Origin of the sequence: Geodermatophilus telluris, assembly GCF_900102745.1 — a bacterium.
In the GTDB taxonomy this organism is placed as follows: domain Bacteria; phylum Actinomycetota; class Actinomycetes; order Mycobacteriales; family Geodermatophilaceae; genus Geodermatophilus; species Geodermatophilus telluris.
This window is the reverse complement of sequence record NZ_FMZF01000007.1, coordinates 283,958-300,767: the sequence shown is the minus strand read 5'-3', so window position 1 is coordinate 300,767 and position 16,810 is coordinate 283,958. Positions and strand designations below refer to the sequence as shown.

Genomic DNA, 16,810 nt, shown 5'->3' with positions numbered 1-16,810 from the left:
CTCGCCCGCGGAACGACATGCGGACGTGCGAGATCGCGTGATCTCGACGAGAGGTCAGGCCGCCGTCGCGGCGCGGGCCTCCTCGGCGAGGGCGGCCAGCGCCTGCTCGAAGCACTCCCGCGGCGGCTGCACCAGACCCGCGCCCACCTGCCCGGTCCCGGCCACCCGCCCGGCCATGCCGGTGTTGATCTGCGGGAGCCACCCGGTGCGGGCCACGGCGAGGACGTCGATGCCGGTCGGGGCGCCGCGGAAGCCGAGCACCGGGATGGCCATCGCCGGGTTCTCGGCCAGGGTGAGCTGGTACATCCGCTCGGTGGTGGCCAGCGCGTCGGGCACGGTGCCGCCGACGAACCGCACGATCGCCGGCGCGGCGGCCATGGCGAACCCGCCGACGCCGTAGGTCTCCATGATCGCCGAGTCGCCGATGTCGGGGTTGGCGTCCTCGGGGCCGTAGTCACCGAGGAACAGGCCCACCGGGGTCTGCGCGGGGCCGGTGAACCAGCGGTCGCCGGTGCCCGCCGTCTGCACGCCGAACTCGGTGCCGTTGCGACTGAGCACGGTGACCAGCGTGGAGCCCGGGACGTCGCGGGCGGCGTTCATCGCCAGCTTCGCCGTCGGCATGCCGAGGTTGAGGAAGAAGTGCTCGTTGCCGCCGATGAAGCGCAGCGCCGCGGCGACGTCGTCGGAGGGCGCGTCGAGGGCCACCAGCGCCGGCGACAGCTCGCGCAGCGCCATGAGCGAGCCCGCGCGGTTGCGGTTGTGCCCCTCGTCGCCCATCTGCAGCATCTGGGCGAGCACGGCCTTGACGTCGAGCGGCTCGGCCATCGACCGCACGGCGCGCGCCAGCAGCGGGCCGAGGACGTCGCGCATCCAGGCCAGCCGGGTGAGCACCTCCTCGCCGAAGGCGCCCATCCGCAGCACCTTGCCCAGGCCCTCGTTGAGGTTGCAGTACGCCCGGCCGCCGTTCACCGGGTCCTCCAGGCACCAGGTCCACATCGACGGGCTGGTCACCCCGGCCATCGGGCCGACGGCGGAGTGGTGGTGGCAGGGGTCGAGGGTCACGCCGCCCGACGCCAGCAGCGCCTCGGCGTCCTCCACCGTCGACGCCCAGCCCTCGAACAGGCACGCGCCGATCAGCGCGCCGCGCATGGGCCCCGACGCCGCCTCCCAGGTCAGCGGCGGGCCGGAGTGCAGCAGGGTGCGGTCGGTCAGGCCGAGCGTCTCCCGCGCCGGCCGGACGTCGACCAGCCGCGACCCGGCGGCCAGCACCCGCTCGACCGCCGTCCGGTTGGCCGCGGCGCGACGTGGGTCCAGGGCGAGCGCGGCGAGGTCGCCGGCGTCGCCGAAGGCCGGCGGGCGCCAGTCGACGTCGGTGACCTCGGCACCCTGGGCGCGCAGGGCGGCGGAGAAGACCTCCACCCCCGCGGCGACGACGGCCGGCGGGCCCTCGAGCAGGTTCACCGTGCGGCTCCCAGCAGGTCGAGCGCGTGCCGGGTGGCCTGCGCGTTGGAGGCGAACACGGCCGCACCGGCCGCGGCGAGGGCGTCGGCCTGGCGGCTCCAGCCCTGGGGGTCGGCCTCGGTGCCGACCAGCGCGACGACGGCGGGCAGGCCGGCCGCGCGCAGCGCCGGGGCCAGCGCCGCGGCCGGGTCGGGGTCGGCGCCGTGGCCGAGGACGACGTCGAGCAGCAGCACCGCGGGCTGGTCCGACGCGGCGACCCGGGCGATCGCCTCCAGCCGGAGCGTCGGGTCGATCATCGGGTGCGCCCGGCCCACGGTGAGCGCGTCGTCGCCGAAGTCGACGACCACGTGGCCGCGGGCGGACAGGTCCGGGGCGGACGGGTCGATGACGAGGTCGAGCTCCGGCCGCAGCGGGGTGTTGGACCGGACGTCGCCGAGCACCGGCGCGGCCAGCAGCATCGCCTCGTCGGCCAGCGTCCCGCCGGAGTAGAGGCCCGTGAGGACGGCGCCCTGCGGCGCGGCCCGGCCGCCCGGGCGTGCGGGCCACTCGGGGACGGCGACGCCGAGGTCGGTCAGCAGCGCCTCGACGACGGCGGTGAGGTCGGGCGTCTCCGGGCCGAGCACCGCCGAGCGCACCGGCGTGGCCAGCGACGCCGCCGTCCGCGCCACCGCCTCGGCCACCGACGGCGCCGGCGGCTTGGACACGACGAGCACCCGCTCGGTGGCCGGGTCGCCGTCCAGGGCCGCCAGCGCGTCGAGGGTGGCCAGCCCGCCGACGGCCGCGGACAGGTCGCGCCCGCCCACGCCGAGCACGTGGCTCACCCCGACGCCGGCCGCGTCGAGCAGGCAGGACACCTGCTGCGCGCCGGTGCCCGACGCCGCCACCACCCCGACCGGGCCGCGGCGGACGACGTTGGCGAAGCCGAGCGCGACCCCGGAGACGATCGCCGTCCCGCAGTCGGGGCCCATGACCAGCACCCCGGCCTGCCGGGCGGCCCGCTTGAGCGCGACCTCCTGCTCGACCGGGACGCCGTCGGAGAACACCAGCACGCTGCGGCCGGCGGCGACGGCGTCGGCGGCCTCCAGCGCGGCGTAGGGGCCGGGCACGCTGACGACGGCCAGCGCGGGGCTCGCCTCGAGGTCGCGCAGGGCGGTGCCGACGGTGCGGGCCGGCTGGGCGTCGGCGGTGGCCCGGGAGCGTTCGCGCTGGGCGAGGGCCGTGTCGACGGCGGCCACCGCGGCGGCGAGCGCGTCGTCGTCGGTGGCGGCGACACCGACGAGCAGCTGCTCGGGCGAGGCCGAGCCCTCGGGCGCGAGCCCCATGCCGGCGGCGAGCTCCACGTTGAGCGGGGTGGCCATGGCGACGAGGACGGCGGTCACCCCCTCGCGCGCCCCGACGTCGCGGCTGACCTGCATCAACCGGACCGAGTCGGCGTAGACGCCGCTGCGCAGGGAGACGTGCCGGGCACTCACCCGGCCGACCGTACCGGGGTCCCTCAGCGCTGAGGTATCGAAGCGGCGACGGCACGACGATTTAGCACTGAGGTACTTCCGCGCGTCGGTACCCCGTGACAGATTGACGGCCTCCCGGGGGCGACCGCACCTCCCGGGCACCCTCGAGGAGGTCCCGATGGCGTTCGGGTGGAAGCTCTACGCGGGCGGCAAGACGCCGCCGCTGGGCGAGGCCGTCGCCCCCGACGAGCGCCTGTCGTGGCCGCGGACGATCGGCATCGGCGCCCAGCACGTCGTGGCGATGTTCGGGGCGACCTTCGTCTTCCCGCTCATCATGGGCCTGGACGCCAACCTCGCGATCATGATGAGCGGGATCGCGACGATCATCTTCCTGCTCATCGTGCAGGGGCGGGTGCCCAGCTACCTGGGCACCAGCGCCGCCTTCGTCGGCGGCGTCGTGGCCATCCGCGCCAACGGCGGCGACTCCGGCGACGTCGTCGGCTCGATCCTCGTCGCCGGCGTCGTCCTCGCGCTGGTCGGCGTGGCCATCCACGTCGTCGGACCGCGGGCCATCAACGCCGCGCTGCCGCCGGCCGTGACCGGCGCCGTCGTCATGCTCATCGGCTTCAACCTCGCCCCGGTCGTGGCCGGGGTCTACTGGCCGCAGGACCAGTGGGTCGCCCTGGCCACGATGGTCTTCGTCATCGTCGCCTCGCTGCTGCTGCGCGGCTTCTGGGCCCGCATCTCCATCCTGCTGGGCCTGGTGTTCGGCTACCTGCTGTCGATCCTGCTCGACGTCACCGTCGGCCAGATCACCTCGCCCGACGGCACCGGGGCGATCGTCACCCGCGACCGGATCAACTTCGACGCCGTGGGCCAGGCCGACTGGATCGGCCTGCCGCAGTTCACCGCGCCGAGCTTCTCGGTGAACTTCAGCCTGCTCGTGCTGCCGGCCGTCATCGCGCTGGTCGCCGAGAACGCCGGCCACGTCAAGGCCGTCGCGGCCATGACGAAGCGCGACCTCGACCCGGTCATGGGCCGGGCGATCTTCGCCGACGGCGTCGGCACCGTCGTCGCGAGCTCGGTCGGCGGCTCCCCGACCACCACCTACGCGGAGAACATCGGCGTCATGGCCGCCACCCGGGTCTACTCGACCGCGGCCTACTACGTCGCGGCGGTCGTGGCGATCCTGCTCGGCCTGTGCCCGAAGTTCGGCGCGCTGATCAACATCATCCCGGGCGGGGTGCTCGGCGGGATCACGGTCGTGCTCTACGGGATGATCGGCCTGCTCGGCGCGAAGATCTGGAAGGAGAACCGGGTCGACTTCGCCAACCCGATCAACCTGGTGCCGCTCGCCGCCGGGATCATCATCGCGATCGGCAACGTGACCCTCCAGATCACCGACACCTTCCCGCTCAGCGGCATCGCGTTCGGCACGATCGTCGTCGTGGCCGGCTGGCACGTCGCGCGGGCGGTCGCCCCCGCGGAGATGAAGGCCGCCCTGGTGGAGGAGCGCGGGTTCGCCGAGGGCACCGGGCCGGCGCTCGGGCACACCGGCGGCCACGAGGTCGGCGCCGACCCGTCGACGGTCGACCAGCTGGGCCGGCCGGGTGTCGACACCCGGCCCGGCGTCGACCGGCGCCCCGGCGTCGACACGCGTCCCGGCGTCGACACCACCAAGGGGACGCGCGAGCGGTGAAACCGCCGCCCTTCCGGTACGCGGACCCCGGCTCGGTCGACGAGGCGCTCGACGTCCTCGCCGCGGAGGGCGACGGCGCCAAGGTGCTCGCCGGCGGGCAGTCGCTGCTGCCCCTGCTGGCGATGCGGCTGGCCGCGCCGACCACGCTGGTCGACGTCAACCGGGTGCCCGGCCTCGACGGCGTGGCGACGGCGCCCGCTGGCGTCCGGGTGGGCGCGCTCGTGCGGCACGCGGCGCTGCTGCGCGACGGGGCCGCGGCCGGGGTGCAGCCGCTGCTGGCGCGGGCGACGGCGAGCGTCGCGCACCCGGCCATCCGCAACCGGGGGACGACGGTCGGCTCGATCGCGCACGCCGACCCCTCCGGCGAGATGACCGCGGTGCTGGCGCTGACCGGCGGGTCGGTGACCGTGGCCCGGCCGTCGGGGCGGGCCGAGGTCGGCTGGCAGGACCTGTTCGTCGGGCCGCTGGAGACCTCGCTGAGCGGCCCCGCGGTCGTCGTCGACGCGTTCTTCCCCGCGCTGCCGGACCGGTCGGGGACGGCGTTCGCCGAGATCGCCCGGCGCAAGGGCGACTACGCCGTCTGCGGGGCCGCCGTCGTCGTCAGCCTCGACGAGGACCGCCGGGTGGCCGCCGTCCGCGCGTCCTACCTGTCGGTCGGGCTGGTGCCCGAGGTGCACGACCTCTCCGAGGCGGTGGCCGGCAAGCCCGTCGACAGCGCCGACTGGGCCGCCGCCGGCGCGCTGGCCCGCACCCTGGTCGACCCCGACACCGACCTGCACGCCACCGCCGACTACCGGCGGCTGCTCGTCGGTGTCCTGACCGAGCGCACGCTCGCCGAGGCCGCCGCGGAGGCGGCCGCGAAGGTGACAGGCGAGTGAGCATCGCAGGGAGCGCCGGCGACCGAGGAGCGGAGCGAGCCCGGAACCGAGCCGAGGGAACAGTGAGGACCGCCGCATGACCTCGATCGACACCGAGCGGACCGTCTCGCTGACGGTCAACGGGGTGCCCCGCGAGGCACGCGTGCCGGTGCGCCGGGTGCTCGCCGACGCGCTGCGCGACGACCTGGGCCTGACCGGCACGCACGTCGGCTGCGCGCACGGCGTCTGCGGCTCGTGCACGGTGCTCGTCGACGGTGAGCCGGTGCGCTCCTGCCTCGTGCTCGCCGTGCAGGTCGAGGGCGCGGCGGTGACCACCGTGGAGGGGCTGGCCCGCGACGACCACCGGGGCGGCCAGGTGCTGCACCCGGTGCAGGAGGCCTTCCGCGAGTGCCACGCGCTGCAGTGCGGCTTCTGCACCCCGGGCTTCCTGGTGACCATCGCCGCGGGGCTCGAGGCGCGGGACGCGACGCAGGAGATCACCGAGGAGGAGGTCGACGAGCTCGTCGGCGGCAACCTCTGCCGGTGCACCGGCTACGCGAACATCAAGAAGGCGGTCCGGCACGCGGCCGCCACGATGCGCGAGGACGCCCGGTGACCACGAAGCTGTTCGGCGAGCCGGTGCGCCGGCGCGAGGACGCCCGGCTGATCACCGGCCGCGGCCGCTACCTCGACGACATCGGCGCCGGCGCGCTGGCCGCGGCGTTCGTGCGCAGCCCGCACGCGCACGCTCGCGTCGTCGACGTCGACGTGGAGGCCGCGCTCGACGTCGGGGGCCTGGTCGCGATCTACACCTACGAGGACCTCACGGGGCCGATGGCCGAGCCGCTGCCGGTGCTCATCCCGCACCCGCAGCTGCACGCGCCGCGCACCGGGTACCCGCTGGCCAACGGGGTCGTGCACCACGTCGGCGAGCCGGTGGTCATGGTCGTGGCCACCGACCGCTACGTGGCCGAGGACGCCGCCGAGCGCATCGTGGTGACCTACGAGGAGCTGCCGGTCGTCGTCGGCATCGACACCGCCCGCGCCGCCGGGTCGTGCGTCCACCCCGACGTCCCCGACAACGTCGCCGCCCGGCACCACCAGGAGACCGGCGACGTCGAGCCCGCGCTGGCCGCCTCGCCGCACACGCTGACCTTCACCCAGACCATCGAGCGCAGCGCCTGCACGCCGCTGGAGGGCAAGGGCGTGCACGCCCGCTGGGACCCCGACGACGGCAGCCTGCGCGTCTACTCCAGCACCCAGGCCTCGACGTCGGTGCGCGCGGCGATCGCGGCGAAGCTGGAGCTCTCGCTGGACCGGGTCGAGGTGATCGCACCCGACGTCGGCGGCGGCTTCGGCGTCAAGATCGTGCACCCGTGGCCCGAGGAGCTGCTGGTCCCGATGGCGGCCATCCGGCTGGGCCGCGAGGTCAAGTGGGCCGAGGACCGCCGCGAGCACTTCGTCTCCAGCGCCCACGAGCGCGGGCAGCGGCAGCAGGTCACCGTCGGGTTCGACGACGACGGCCGCCTCACCGCGCTCGACGTGCACGTCTGGCACGACAACGGCGCCTACACGCCCTACGGGATCATCGTGCCGATCATCACGGCGACCCAGCTGGTCGGCCCGTACGCGATCCCGGTGTACCGGGTGGTCGTCGAGAGCCTGTACACGAACACCGTCATCGTCACGCCCTACCGCGGCGCCGGACGGCCGCAGGGCTGCTTCGCGATGGAGCGGACGATGGACCGCATCGCCGACGCGCTCGACCTGGACCGCGCCGAGGTGCGCCGGCGCAACCTGATCACGCCCGACCAGTTCCCCTACGACCACCACCTGACGTTCCAGGACGGCCGGCCGGTGGTCTACGACTCCGGCGACTACCCGGGGCTGCTGGAGAAGCTGACCGCCCTGGTGGGCTGGGAGTCGGTGGAGGAGCGCCGGGCGGAGGCGGCCGGCCGCGGGAAGCTGCTCGGCGCCGGGATGGCGCTCTACGTCGAGGGCACCGGGCCCGGCCCCTACGAGGGCGGGCACGTGCAGGTGCTCGGCAGCGGCAAGGTGCTGGTCTCCACCGGCCTGACCTCGCAGGGACAGGGCCACGAGACGGTGTTCGCGCAGATCGTCGCCTCCGAGCTCGGGGTGCCGATGGAGGACGTCGAGGTGCACACCGGCGACACCCGTCGCTTCGGCTACGCGGTCGGCACCTTCGCCTCCCGGGCGGCGGTGATGAGCGGCAACGCGGTGGCGCTGGCGGCCCGCGGGGTGCGCGAGAAGGCGCTGCGGATCGCCGCCGACGTCCTGGAGGCCGACCCGTCGGACCTGGAGATCGAGGAGGGCGTGGTCCAGGTCCGGGGGACGCCGGGGGCGTCGATCCCGCTGCGGACGGTCGCCGTCCTGTCCAACCCGCTGCGGTACGCCTTCGACGAGGCGGCCAAGCAGGCGACGCAGTTCGCCACGCACGACGACACCAGGCCGCCGGTGGCCCCGGGCGACGCGCCGGGGCTGGAGCACCGCGACTACTACTCGCCGCTGCGCTCGACGTTCGCCTCGGGTGCGCACGCGGCGGTGGTGGAGGTCGACCCGCAGACGTGGGAGATCGACGTCGTCCAGTACGCCGTGGTGCACGACTGCGGCAACGTGGTCAACCCGATGATCGTCGAGGGGCAGGTGCACGGCGGCGTCGCGCAGGGCGTGGCCGGGGCGCTCTACGAGCGGATGGCCTACGACGCCGACGGGCAGCTGCAGAACGCCTCGTTCATGGACTTCCTCGTGCCCTACGCCTCCGAGGTGCCCGACGTGGTCATCGACCACCAGCAGACGCCCTCGCCGCTCAACCCCCTGGGCATCAAGGGCGCCGGTGAGGCGGGCGTGATCCCGGGGTCGGCGGCGCTGGCGTCGGCGATCGAGGACGCGGTGGGCCGGCGGGTCGCGGCGATGCCGATCTCGCCGTCGGAGCTCTACGACCTGGTGCGGGACCCATCCTCGGAACGGACGGCGGCCGCCGGGCGGCGCGCCGGGACGGGAGCGACGGCGTGAACCTCGACGGCTCGGCGGTGCTGCACGGGACGCCGGACGACGTCTGGCGGGTGCTCACCGACCCGGAGGTGCTCGCGCGGACCATCCCGGGCTGCCTGGCGCTGACCCGGGTGGGCGAGGACGCCTACCGGATGGACGTCGCGGTGGGCGTCGGCGCGGTCAAGGGCACCTACGCCGGCGAGGTGCGGCTGTCGGACCAGAAGCCACCGCGGTCCTACGTCATGCACGCGTCCGGGGCGGGAGCGCCGGGCAACGTGCGGGCCACCGTGACGATCGAGCTGTCGCCGTCCGACGAGGGGACGACGACCCTCGCCTACTCCGCCGACGCGGTGGTCGGCGGGCCCGTAGCCGGCGTGGGCCAACGGATGATCACCGGCGTCGCCAAGCGGATGGCCGGCCAGTTCTTCACCGCGGTCGACGCCGAGCTGTCGGGCGCGGGCGTCCCCGCGGCCGCCGCCGAGCCACGCCCGTCCGCGGCCGCGGTCAGCTCCACGGACGCCGCCGCGCCCGCTCCGGCCGCCGCGCCCGCCCCGCCGCAGGTGCCCACCGCCCGCCCCGGCGTTCCCGCGGGGACGGCGGCCGACCTCCGCACCCTCGCCGTCGGCGCGGCCGGCGGCGCCGGCCTCACCCTGCTCGGCGTCCTCGTCGGATGGCTCCTCGGCCGCCGCAGGGGTTGACGGGGAGGGCTGACGCGGACGCGCTGACGGCCCCCTCGATCGGATCGAGGGGGCCGTCAGCGTGTGCTCGGGTCAGGCCACCGAGCGGCGGCGGGTGATCAGGACCCCGGCGACGGTCGAGACGACCACCCAGCCGGCGATCACCGCGATCGGGGTGGTCGCCGCCCCGTGCTGGGCCAGCGTCACGATCGCGCCGGCCGGGTCCAGCTTCGAGGCGATCTCGGGCTTGACGGAGTTCAGCACCGGCAGGATGCCCAGCACGGTCAGGTAGGTCCCGGTCATGGCCGCGGCCGAGTTGCCCACGGCGGCCCCGATGCCGGCGCCGATGACGGCGAACGCCGCCCCGGAGGCGATCACGGTGACCACGGCCTGGCCGGCCGCGAACCACGAGACCCCGGTGGTGAAGAGCGCCAGCGTTCCGACGGCGCCGGCCACGCCCAGGGACGCGAGCACCAGCCCGAGGAGGGCCATCGCCGCGGCCTTCGCCGCCAGCACCCGCCCGCGACGGGGGACGAGCAGGTACGTCGTCTGCACGCTCCGGTGCGTCCACTCCCCCGCGGTGGAGAGGACCCCGAGGGCGAGCAGGACGAGGGCGATGAGCATGCCCATGATGCCGAGGGCCATCGCGGCGGCGACCCCGCCGCCGCTGGTCAGGGTGGCCAGCAGGACGCCGAGCGGGCCGACCAGCACCGCGAGTGCGGCCACCGACCTGCCGGAGCGGGTGGACAGGGACTTGCGGACCTCCAGGGCGGTCAGGCCCGCGAAGGACGGGCCGGTCGAGCGGGCCGTCGGCCGGGCGGCCGGGACGACGGCGGGGGTGGCGGTGAGGGTGGTGCTCATGGCAGGTGCCTCTCGGTGCGCGGGAGTGGTGGGGGGGTGGGGTCAGGCGGCGTCGGTGAGCTGGAAGAACAGCTCCTCCAGGCCCTGCTCGGAGGGCCGCAGGTCGATCAGGGCGTGGCCGCCGGCGGCCGCCAGCGCGCCGATCCGCTGCGGGGTGGCGCCGGGGACGACGAGGACGCCGCCGTCGCGGTGCTGCACCTCGAGGCCCGCGGACGACAGCGCCGTCGCGAGGGACGCGGGGTCGGCCGCGCGCACCGCCGTCCCGTCACCGGCCAGCAGCTCGTGGATGGGACCGTCGGCGACGATCCGGCCGCCGCCGATGACCAGCAGGCGGTCGACGGTGTGCTCGACCTCGCCGAGCAGGTGGCTCGACAGCAGCACCGTGCCGCCGCGGGCCGCGTGGCCGCGCAGGAGGTCGCGCATCCAGCGGATGCCCTCCGGGTCCAGGCCGTTGGCCGGCTCGTCGAACATGAGCACCGGCGGGTCGGCGAGCAGGGCGGCGGCGATGCCGAGGCGCTGCCGCATGCCCAGCGAGTAGCCGCCGATCCGGCGACCGCCCGCGGCGGTGAGGTCGACCGTCTCCAGCACCTCGTCGACCCGCGAGGCGGGCACGCCGATGGTCGAGGCCAGCAGCCGCAGGTGGGTCCGGCCGGTGCGGCCCGGGTGCACCGCGGCCGCGTCGAGCAGGGTGCCCATGACCGCACCCGGGTTCGGCAGCTCCGCGTAGGGCCGGCCGGCCACCAGCGCGGTGCCGGACGACGCGGGCACCAGGCCCGTGACCATCCGCATGGTCGTGCTCTTGCCGGCGCCGTTCGGGCCGAGGAACCCGGTCACCGTGCCGGGCTCCAGCTCGAACGACACGTCGTCGACGACCCTCCGGCCGCCGTAGTCCTTGGTCAGTCCGCTGACCGTGATCATCGCTGGGCTCCTCGCCTCGTCCTGCTGTGGTGGTGATGCACAGAGAACCGCGGCGGGCCCGTCGTCCGCGTCCGCCGGGAGCCTCGAACCCGCTGGTCGGACGGCTACGGCTCGTCATCCGAAAGGTGACGTCGGGGGTCATCCCGCGGCCGACCCGCACGGTGCGGACACCGCCCTACGCTGCTGCCCCATGGGGCTCCGCGCGCGTCTGTGGCCGGGCCTGTCCACGCGCAGCGTCTGGTTCGAGGTCCTCCTCGCCGTCCTCGGCGCGTTCAGCGTCGGCGCGGTCCAGTGGACGTCCGGCCCCGCCCCGGTGCCGCTCTCCGTCACGACCACGGCGTCGGTCGGCGTCGGCCTGCTGCTGCTCCTGCTGCGCCGGCGTGCACCGCTGGTCCCCTTCCTCGCGGCCGCCGCCGTGGGCGCCGTCGCCCCGGCCGTCGGCGGGGCGATCCCGCTCGGCGCCTACGCGGTGGGCCGCTACACCGCCGGCTGGCCCGCCCGGGCCGTCGCCGGGGTCGCCGGGTCGGTCGCGGTCAGCCAGCTGTGGACCGGCGGCTCGCTCGGCGACGTCGTCAGCGGGCTGGCGGGGGCGGCGTTCGTCGTCCTGCTGCCCGGCACGATCGGCGCCTGGGTGCGCGCCCGCGCCGACCTGATGACGGCACTCACCGAGCGCGCCGAGCGGGCCGAGGCCGAGCGGGAGCTGCTCGCGCGCGAGGCCATCGCCGCCGAGCGGGCCCGCATCGCCCGGGAGATGCACGACGCCGTCGGCCACCGGGTGAGCCTCATGGTGCTGCAGGCCGGTGCCATCGAGATGGCCGCCGCCGACCGGGGGCGGGTCGAGCAGCTCGCCTGCCACGTGCAGCTGGCCGGCCGGCAGGCGCTCGACGAGCTCCGGCAGGCGGTCGGCGTGCTGCGCGACGGGGAGGACGACGGCGCGCCGCTCACCCCGCAGCCCGGCCTCGAGGACCTCGAGCGGCTGGTGGAGGAGTGCCGCGCCGCCGGGATGGTGGTGGAGCTGACCGGTCGCCCGGCAGACGCCGCCCCGGTCGAGCCCGCCGTCTCCCGGGCGGCCTACCGCGTCGTGCAGGAGGCGCTGACCAACGCCGGCAAGCACGCGCCCGGCGCCCCGGTGCACGTCGACGTCTCCCGCGAGCCCGACCGGCTCGTCCTCCGCGTGGTCAACGGGACGCCGACCGAGCCCGCCGCGCGCGGTGCCGGCGGCGGTTTCGGTCTCGTCGGCCTCAGCGAGCGGGTGCGCACGCTGGACGGCCGGCTGCGCACCGAGCACCGCCTGGACGGCGGGTTCCTGGTCGAGGCGGTGATCCCGGCGTGACGATCGCCGTCCTGCTCGTGGACGACGAGGAGCTGGTGCGGTTCGGGCTGCGGACCGTGCTCGAGGCGGCCGGCGAGTTCACCGTGGTCGGCGAGGCGGGCGACGGGTTCGCCGCGGTGCGCGCCGTCCAGGAGCTGCGGCCGGACGTCGTCCTCATGGACGTCCGGATGCCGCGCAAGGACGGGCTGGCGGCGACGCGCGAGATCCTCGCGCTGCCCGACCCGCCGCAGGTCGCCGTCCTCACGACCTTCCACGCCGACGAGTACGTGTACGCGGCGCTGGCCGCCGGCGCCGCCGGCTTCCTGCTCAAGGACACGCCGCCGCGGGAGATCGCCGCCGCCGTCCGCGCGGTCGCGGACGGCACCGCGACGCTGTCCCCGAAGGTCACCGCCACCCTCATCGAGTCCTACGTGGACCGCCGCGCCGCGCCGCGCCGGGCGCAGGCGCTGCGGCGGATCCGGGAGCTGTCCGACCGCGAGCGCGAGGTGCTGCAGCTGCTCGGCAGCGGGGAGTCCAACGCCGAGCTGGCGAGGCGGCTGTTCGTCAGCGAGGCCACCGTGAAGACCTACGTCTCGCGGCTGCTGGCCAAGCTCGACCTGGCCAACCGGACGCAGGCGGCCATCCTCGCGCACGAGGCCGGTCTCCTGGAGGGCTGAGCCGGCGTCAGACCTCCAGCGGGACGCCGGTCTCGCGCTCGGAGACCCGCCACAGGGTGTCGATCTGCTCCTGCAGCCGCCACCGCCGCAGCACCGGCCGGCGGACGGCGGGACCGCGGGAGCCGTACCGCGGCGCGTAGAGCTCCCCGCCCCGCGCCCGCGGGTCGGTGGCCGCCCGCAGCTGCGGCCGGACGCCCTCGAACGGCGATGTCCCCGACCGCGCCGTCAGCAGCTCGAACACCGGCCCGAGCCGGCCGGCGCCGCCCTCGCGCACGGCGCCAGCCTGCAGGTCGGTGTTCGTCAGCCCCGGGTGCGCGAGCAGGCTGGCCGCCGCCACACCGGCCGCGGCGAACCGCTGCTGCAGGCCCAGGCCGAAGTGCAGGTTGGCCATCTTCGACCGCGCGTACGCGCTCCACGGCCCGTACCCCCGCTCGAGGTGGACGTCGGCCGGGTCCAGCCGCCGCGCCCGGTGCCGGGCCGTGCTGGTCACCGTCACCACCCGGGCGGCCGGCGCCCCCAGCAGCGCCGGCAGCAGGAGCGCCGTCAGGGCCCAGTGCCCCAGGTGGTTGACGCCGAGCTGCTCCTCGAACCCGTCGACCGTCGTCCGCCGCGGCAGCGCCATCACGCCGGCGTTGTTCACGAGCAGGTCCACCCGCTCGTGCCGGCCCCGCACCCGGCGCGCGGCCGCCGCCACCGAGGACAGGTCGCCGAGGTCCAGGGGCACCACCTCCAGCGACGCCGCCGGGGTGCTCAGCCGGATCCGCGCCTCCGCGGCCTCCGTCCGCGCCGGGTCCCGCGCGGCCAGCACCACGTGCGCACCGGCGCGGGCCAGCGCCAGCGCCGTCTGCAGGCCCAGGCCGCCGCTCGCGCCGGTCACCACCGCCGTCCGGCCGGTCAGGTCGGGGACGTCGCGCTCGGTCCAGGGCACGCGGGAGTCCTACCCGGCGCGGGCCTCCGCCCGCGTGGCGACGGCGGTGAGCAGCTCCCACCGGATGGCCGAGCTGCCCGGCCGGACGGCGAGCCAGTAGAGGCCGAACCGCCGCCGCGTCGCCGCGTCGGTCGCGGCCACCCGGGTCTCGCAGCTCAGCCGCGTCCCTCCGATCGCCGGCGTCAGGCGGAACTCCATCGCGGCCTTGACCCAGCCCGGTTCCGACCACTCGCGGACGCCGGCCGCGTCCAGCACCGGCGGGCGCCGGCCGCCGCTCAGCCGCCAGGCCTGCAGCACGCCCCCGAAGACGACGTGCGACGGCGGGTCGGAGGCCAGCTCGGGGACGGGCACCACGTCGAGGAAGGTCCGGTCCAGGCCGCCCCGCCGGCGCCCCCTGCCCGCCAGCAGCACCGGCAGCGCCCGCACGGCGCCGAGCAGGAGCGTCACCGGGAGCGACGAGAGCCGCAGCCGGTGCAGCTCCTCCCAGACCACGGACGGCGGCGCGTCGATCACCCGCGACTGGCGGGTGACGTGGTCGGGCACCGGGACCACGTCGTCGAGGTCCATGCCACACCTCCCCCGCCCCAGGATGCCCCGCCGTCCGCGGCACCGGCACGGCCGCGGAACAGATCCCGGCACGCCGTCCTTGGTGGCGTCAGTGGCGCCGCGCCGTCGACGACGGCACCCGCCTGCCCGCGACCCCCGTCGGAGGAGAGCACCCGTGCCCACGACCTGGTTCATCACCGGCGCGTCCCGCGGCTTCGGCCGCGAGTGGACCACCGCCGCCCTGGAGCGCGGCGACGCCGTCGCCGCCACCGCCCGCGACCCGCGGACCCTCGACGACCTCGTCGCGCGGTTCGGCGACCGGCTGCTCCCGCTCAGGCTCGACGTGACCGACCGGGAGGCCGTCCTCGCCGCCGTGGCCCGGGCCCACGGCCACCTCGGCCGGCTCGACGTCGTGGTCAACAACGCCGGCTACGGCCAGTTCGGCATGATCGAGGAGGTCTCCGAGGCCGAGGCACGCGCCCAGTTCGACACCAACGTCTTCGGCGCGCTGTTCGTCACCCAGGCCGCCCTGCCGTACCTCCGGGAGCAGGGCTCCGGCCACCTCCTGCAGGTCAGCAGCATCGGCGGGATCAGCGCGTTCCCGAACATCGGCATCTACAACGCCTCGAAGTGGGCGCTGGAGGCGCTCAGCCAGTCCCTCGCCGCCGAGGTCGCCGGCTTCGGCGTGAAGGTGACGATCATCGAGCCCGGCGCGTACTCCACCGACTGGGGCGGCGCCTCGGCGAGGCACGCGACCCCCCACCCGGCCTACGACACCTTCCGCGAGGAGGCCGCCGAGCAGCGGCGGGCCCGCGCGGGCAACCCGGGCGACCCGGTGGCCACCCGCGAGGCGGTCCTCCGGATCGTCGACGCCGAGGACCCGCCGCTGCGCGTCTTCCTCGGCGACGGCCCGCTCGCCATCGCCACCCGCGACTACGAGTCCCGCCTGGCCACCTGGCGCGCCTGGGAGCCGGTCTCCGTCGCCGCGCACGGCGGCAGCACGGCCTGACGCCCGCCCCCGCCCGGCGTGGCGCGACCGCGGCACGCCGGGCGGGCGCGACAGGACGGCCTCTGATACCGCACAGTGAGGTCCACATCACCCCTCGTGGATGATGAGCGGAACGATCCCGTCTGCCGACGGGACGCGGCGCCGTGCCGGTCGGGGGACGGGACGTCCACGGGGGAGGACGCGTGCAGGTGGAGTGCTCGGAGGCCGCGCGACAGGTCGAGCGGCTGCTGCGGACGGCGCGCAGCAAGCTCGACCTCAGCGTCGCGTTCCTGAGCCGGATCGACGACACCGCGCGGACCGTGCAGGTCGTCGACTCGGCGGTGGCGGAGTTCCGCGCCGGCTACTCGGGCCCCCGCGACAGCGGGTTCTGCCTGGCCGTGGTCGAGGGGCGGCTGCCCCGCGTCATGCCCGACGTCCGGCGCGTCCCGGAGGCCGTGCGCCTGCACCCGGCCGACCTGCCGCAGATCCGCGCGCACGTCAGCGCGCCCGTCGTGCTCAGTGACGGCGCGGTCTACGGCACCTTCTGCGCCTTCGGCCTGACCACCGACCCCGAGGTCTCGCCGCGCGACCAGGCCCTGGTCGAGGTGCTCGCCGACGCCGCGGCCCTGGTCATCGAGCCGGAGGTGCGCCGGGCCGAGCGGCAGGCGGAGATCAACGGCCGGCTGGCCCCGGTCGTGGCCGGGGGCGGTCCCGAGGTGGTGCTGCAGCCGATCGTCGACCTGCGCACCGGCGCCCGCGTCGGCGCCGAGGCCCTGAGCCGCTTCCCCGCCGAGTGGGGCCGCGGGCCCGACGTCGTCTTCGAGGAGGCGCACAGCGTCGGCGAGGGCGACCGCCTCGAGCTGCTCGCCCTCACCCGCGCCGCGACGCTGCTGGACCGGGTGTCCGGCTACGTGTCGGTGAACCTCTCGCCGCAGACCCTGCTGACGCCGGCCTGCGGCGAGCTGCTCGCCCGGCTGCCGCTGCACCGCGTCGTCCTCGAGCTCTCCGAGCACGACCCGGTCGAGGACTACGCCGCCCTCGAGGCCGTCCTGGCCCCGCTGCGCGCGGCCGGCATGCGACTGGCGATCGACGACGTCGGCGCCGGGTTCTCCAGCCTGCGGCACATCGTGGTCACCGCCCCGGACGTGCTGAAGATGGACCGCAGCATCGTCAGCGGCGTCGACACCGACCCGGTGCTGGCCCGGCTCGCCCGGTCGCTGGTCGACTTCGCCCACGGCGTGGGCGTCGTCGTGGTCGCCGAGGGCGTGGAGACCCCGGCCGAGCACGCCGTGCTGCGCTCGCTCGGGGTGGACGACGGGCAGGGCTGGCTGTTCGGCCGCCCGGCGCCGGCGGACGTGCTCGCCGACGCCGGCACGGTGCCCGCGGCGTCCCTCGCCTCCTGACGGGGGGCGAGGGACGCCGT

15 protein-coding genes are annotated in these 16,810 nt (G+C 75.9%); 9 read left to right on the top strand and 6 right to left on the bottom strand.

Going from position 1 to position 16,810, the window contains the following annotated elements; all coding sequences use genetic code 11:
- Positions 1 to 54: 54 nt before the first annotated feature.
- Complete coding sequence (locus BLQ97_RS21095; RefSeq protein ID WP_091368582.1) at positions 55 to 1,461, bottom strand: YlbE family protein; 1,407 nt, start codon at positions 1,459 to 1,461, stop codon at positions 55 to 57.
- Complete coding sequence (locus BLQ97_RS21090; RefSeq protein ID WP_245692566.1) at positions 1,458 to 2,933, bottom strand: AllF/FdrA family protein; 1,476 nt, start codon at positions 2,931 to 2,933, stop codon at positions 1,458 to 1,460. The genes BLQ97_RS21095 and BLQ97_RS21090 overlap by 4 nt, the downstream gene beginning before the upstream one ends.
- 157 nt (positions 2,934 to 3,090) lie before the next feature.
- Here BLQ97_RS21090 and BLQ97_RS21085 point away from each other — a divergent pair, with 157 nt between their 5' ends.
- The 5 genes from BLQ97_RS21085 to BLQ97_RS21065 all read left to right on the top strand — a co-directional run bounded on the left by BLQ97_RS21085 (position 3,091) and on the right by BLQ97_RS21065 (position 9,178).
- Positions 3,091 to 4,611, top strand: a complete 1,521-nt coding sequence (locus tag BLQ97_RS21085) for a uracil-xanthine permease family protein (RefSeq protein WP_091368579.1) — start codon at positions 3,091 to 3,093, stop codon at positions 4,609 to 4,611.
- Complete coding sequence (locus BLQ97_RS21080; RefSeq protein WP_091368578.1) at positions 4,608 to 5,489, top strand: FAD binding domain-containing protein; 882 nt, start codon at positions 4,608 to 4,610, stop codon at positions 5,487 to 5,489. Before BLQ97_RS21085 ends, BLQ97_RS21080 begins: the two co-directional genes overlap by 4 nt.
- 76 nt (positions 5,490 to 5,565) lie before the next feature.
- Positions 5,566 to 6,084 carry a (2Fe-2S)-binding protein gene (locus BLQ97_RS21075; RefSeq protein WP_091368575.1) on the top strand — a complete coding sequence of 173 codons (519 nt, stop codon included), beginning with the start codon at positions 5,566 to 5,568 and terminating at the stop codon, positions 6,082 to 6,084.
- Entirely contained in the window at positions 6,081 to 8,501 is a 2,421-nt protein-coding gene (gene cutA, locus BLQ97_RS21070) for an aerobic carbon-monoxide dehydrogenase large subunit (protein ID WP_091368573.1), read from the top strand. The genes BLQ97_RS21075 and cutA overlap by 4 nt, the downstream gene beginning before the upstream one ends.
- Positions 8,498 to 9,178 carry an SRPBCC family protein gene (locus tag BLQ97_RS21065; protein ID WP_091368571.1) on the top strand — a complete coding sequence of 227 codons (681 nt, stop codon included), beginning with the start codon at positions 8,498 to 8,500 and terminating at the stop codon, positions 9,176 to 9,178. Before cutA ends, BLQ97_RS21065 begins: the two co-directional genes overlap by 4 nt.
- A gap of 72 nt (positions 9,179 to 9,250) precedes the next feature.
- Here BLQ97_RS21065 and BLQ97_RS21060 read toward each other — a convergent pair whose 3' ends face one another.
- The gene (locus BLQ97_RS21060) at positions 9,251 to 10,018 is read right to left on the bottom strand and encodes a hypothetical protein (protein WP_091368568.1); all 768 of its coding nucleotides are present in this window, start codon (positions 10,016 to 10,018) and stop codon (positions 9,251 to 9,253) included.
- A gap of 42 nt (positions 10,019 to 10,060) precedes the next feature.
- On the bottom strand, positions 10,061 to 10,936 hold the full coding sequence (locus BLQ97_RS21055) for an ABC transporter ATP-binding protein (protein ID WP_091368567.1): 876 nt from the start codon (positions 10,934 to 10,936) through the stop codon (positions 10,061 to 10,063).
- Between the two features lie 190 nt (positions 10,937 to 11,126).
- On the opposite strand from BLQ97_RS21055, the gene BLQ97_RS21050 reads away from it, so the two are divergent.
- A complete protein-coding gene (locus BLQ97_RS21050) occupies positions 11,127 to 12,269 on the top strand; it encodes a sensor histidine kinase (RefSeq protein ID WP_091368564.1) in 1,143 nt (380 codons plus the stop codon).
- The gene (locus tag BLQ97_RS21045) at positions 12,266 to 12,925 is read left to right on the top strand and encodes a response regulator transcription factor (RefSeq protein ID WP_091368563.1); all 660 of its coding nucleotides are present in this window, start codon (positions 12,266 to 12,268) and stop codon (positions 12,923 to 12,925) included. The genes BLQ97_RS21050 and BLQ97_RS21045 overlap by 4 nt, the downstream gene beginning before the upstream one ends.
- Before the next feature lie 7 nt (positions 12,926 to 12,932).
- Here the strand turns inward: BLQ97_RS21045 and BLQ97_RS21040 are convergent, their stop codons facing one another.
- Together BLQ97_RS21040 and BLQ97_RS21035 are read right to left on the bottom strand one after the other, a co-directional pair.
- Positions 12,933 to 13,853 (bottom strand): oxidoreductase, encoded by a 921-nt coding sequence (locus BLQ97_RS21040; protein WP_091368560.1) that lies wholly within the window; start codon positions 13,851 to 13,853, stop codon positions 12,933 to 12,935.
- Positions 13,854 to 13,862: 9 nt separating this feature from the next.
- The gene (locus BLQ97_RS21035; RefSeq protein ID WP_091368558.1) at positions 13,863 to 14,420 is read right to left on the bottom strand and encodes a hypothetical protein; all 558 of its coding nucleotides are present in this window, start codon (positions 14,418 to 14,420) and stop codon (positions 13,863 to 13,865) included.
- 154 nt (positions 14,421 to 14,574) lie between these two features.
- Here BLQ97_RS21035 and BLQ97_RS21030 point away from each other — a divergent pair, with 154 nt between their 5' ends.
- Complete coding sequence (locus BLQ97_RS21030; protein ID WP_217637301.1) at positions 14,575 to 15,408, top strand: SDR family oxidoreductase; 834 nt, start codon at positions 14,575 to 14,577, stop codon at positions 15,406 to 15,408.
- A 188-nt stretch (positions 15,409 to 15,596) separates the two neighbouring features.
- Positions 15,597 to 16,790, top strand: a complete 1,194-nt coding sequence (locus BLQ97_RS21025) for a sensor domain-containing phosphodiesterase (protein WP_245692563.1) — start codon at positions 15,597 to 15,599, stop codon at positions 16,788 to 16,790.
- Positions 16,791 to 16,810: the final 20 nt, after the last annotated feature.

Coding starts and splice junctions, on each gene's coding strand:
- BLQ97_RS21085 (WP_091368579.1), top strand. CDS start 3,091: ATGGCGTTCGGGTGGAAGCTCTACGCGGGCGGCAAGACGCCGCCGCTG.
- BLQ97_RS21060 (WP_091368568.1), bottom strand. CDS start 10,018: ATGAGCACCACCCTCACCGCCACCCCCGCCGTCGTCCCGGCCGCCCGG.
- BLQ97_RS21075 (WP_091368575.1), top strand. CDS start 5,566: ATGACCTCGATCGACACCGAGCGGACCGTCTCGCTGACGGTCAACGGG.
- BLQ97_RS21050 (WP_091368564.1), top strand. CDS start 11,127: ATGGGGCTCCGCGCGCGTCTGTGGCCGGGCCTGTCCACGCGCAGCGTC.
- BLQ97_RS21055 (WP_091368567.1), bottom strand. CDS start 10,936: ATGATCACGGTCAGCGGACTGACCAAGGACTACGGCGGCCGGAGGGTC.
- BLQ97_RS21035 (WP_091368558.1), bottom strand. CDS start 14,420: ATGGACCTCGACGACGTGGTCCCGGTGCCCGACCACGTCACCCGCCAG.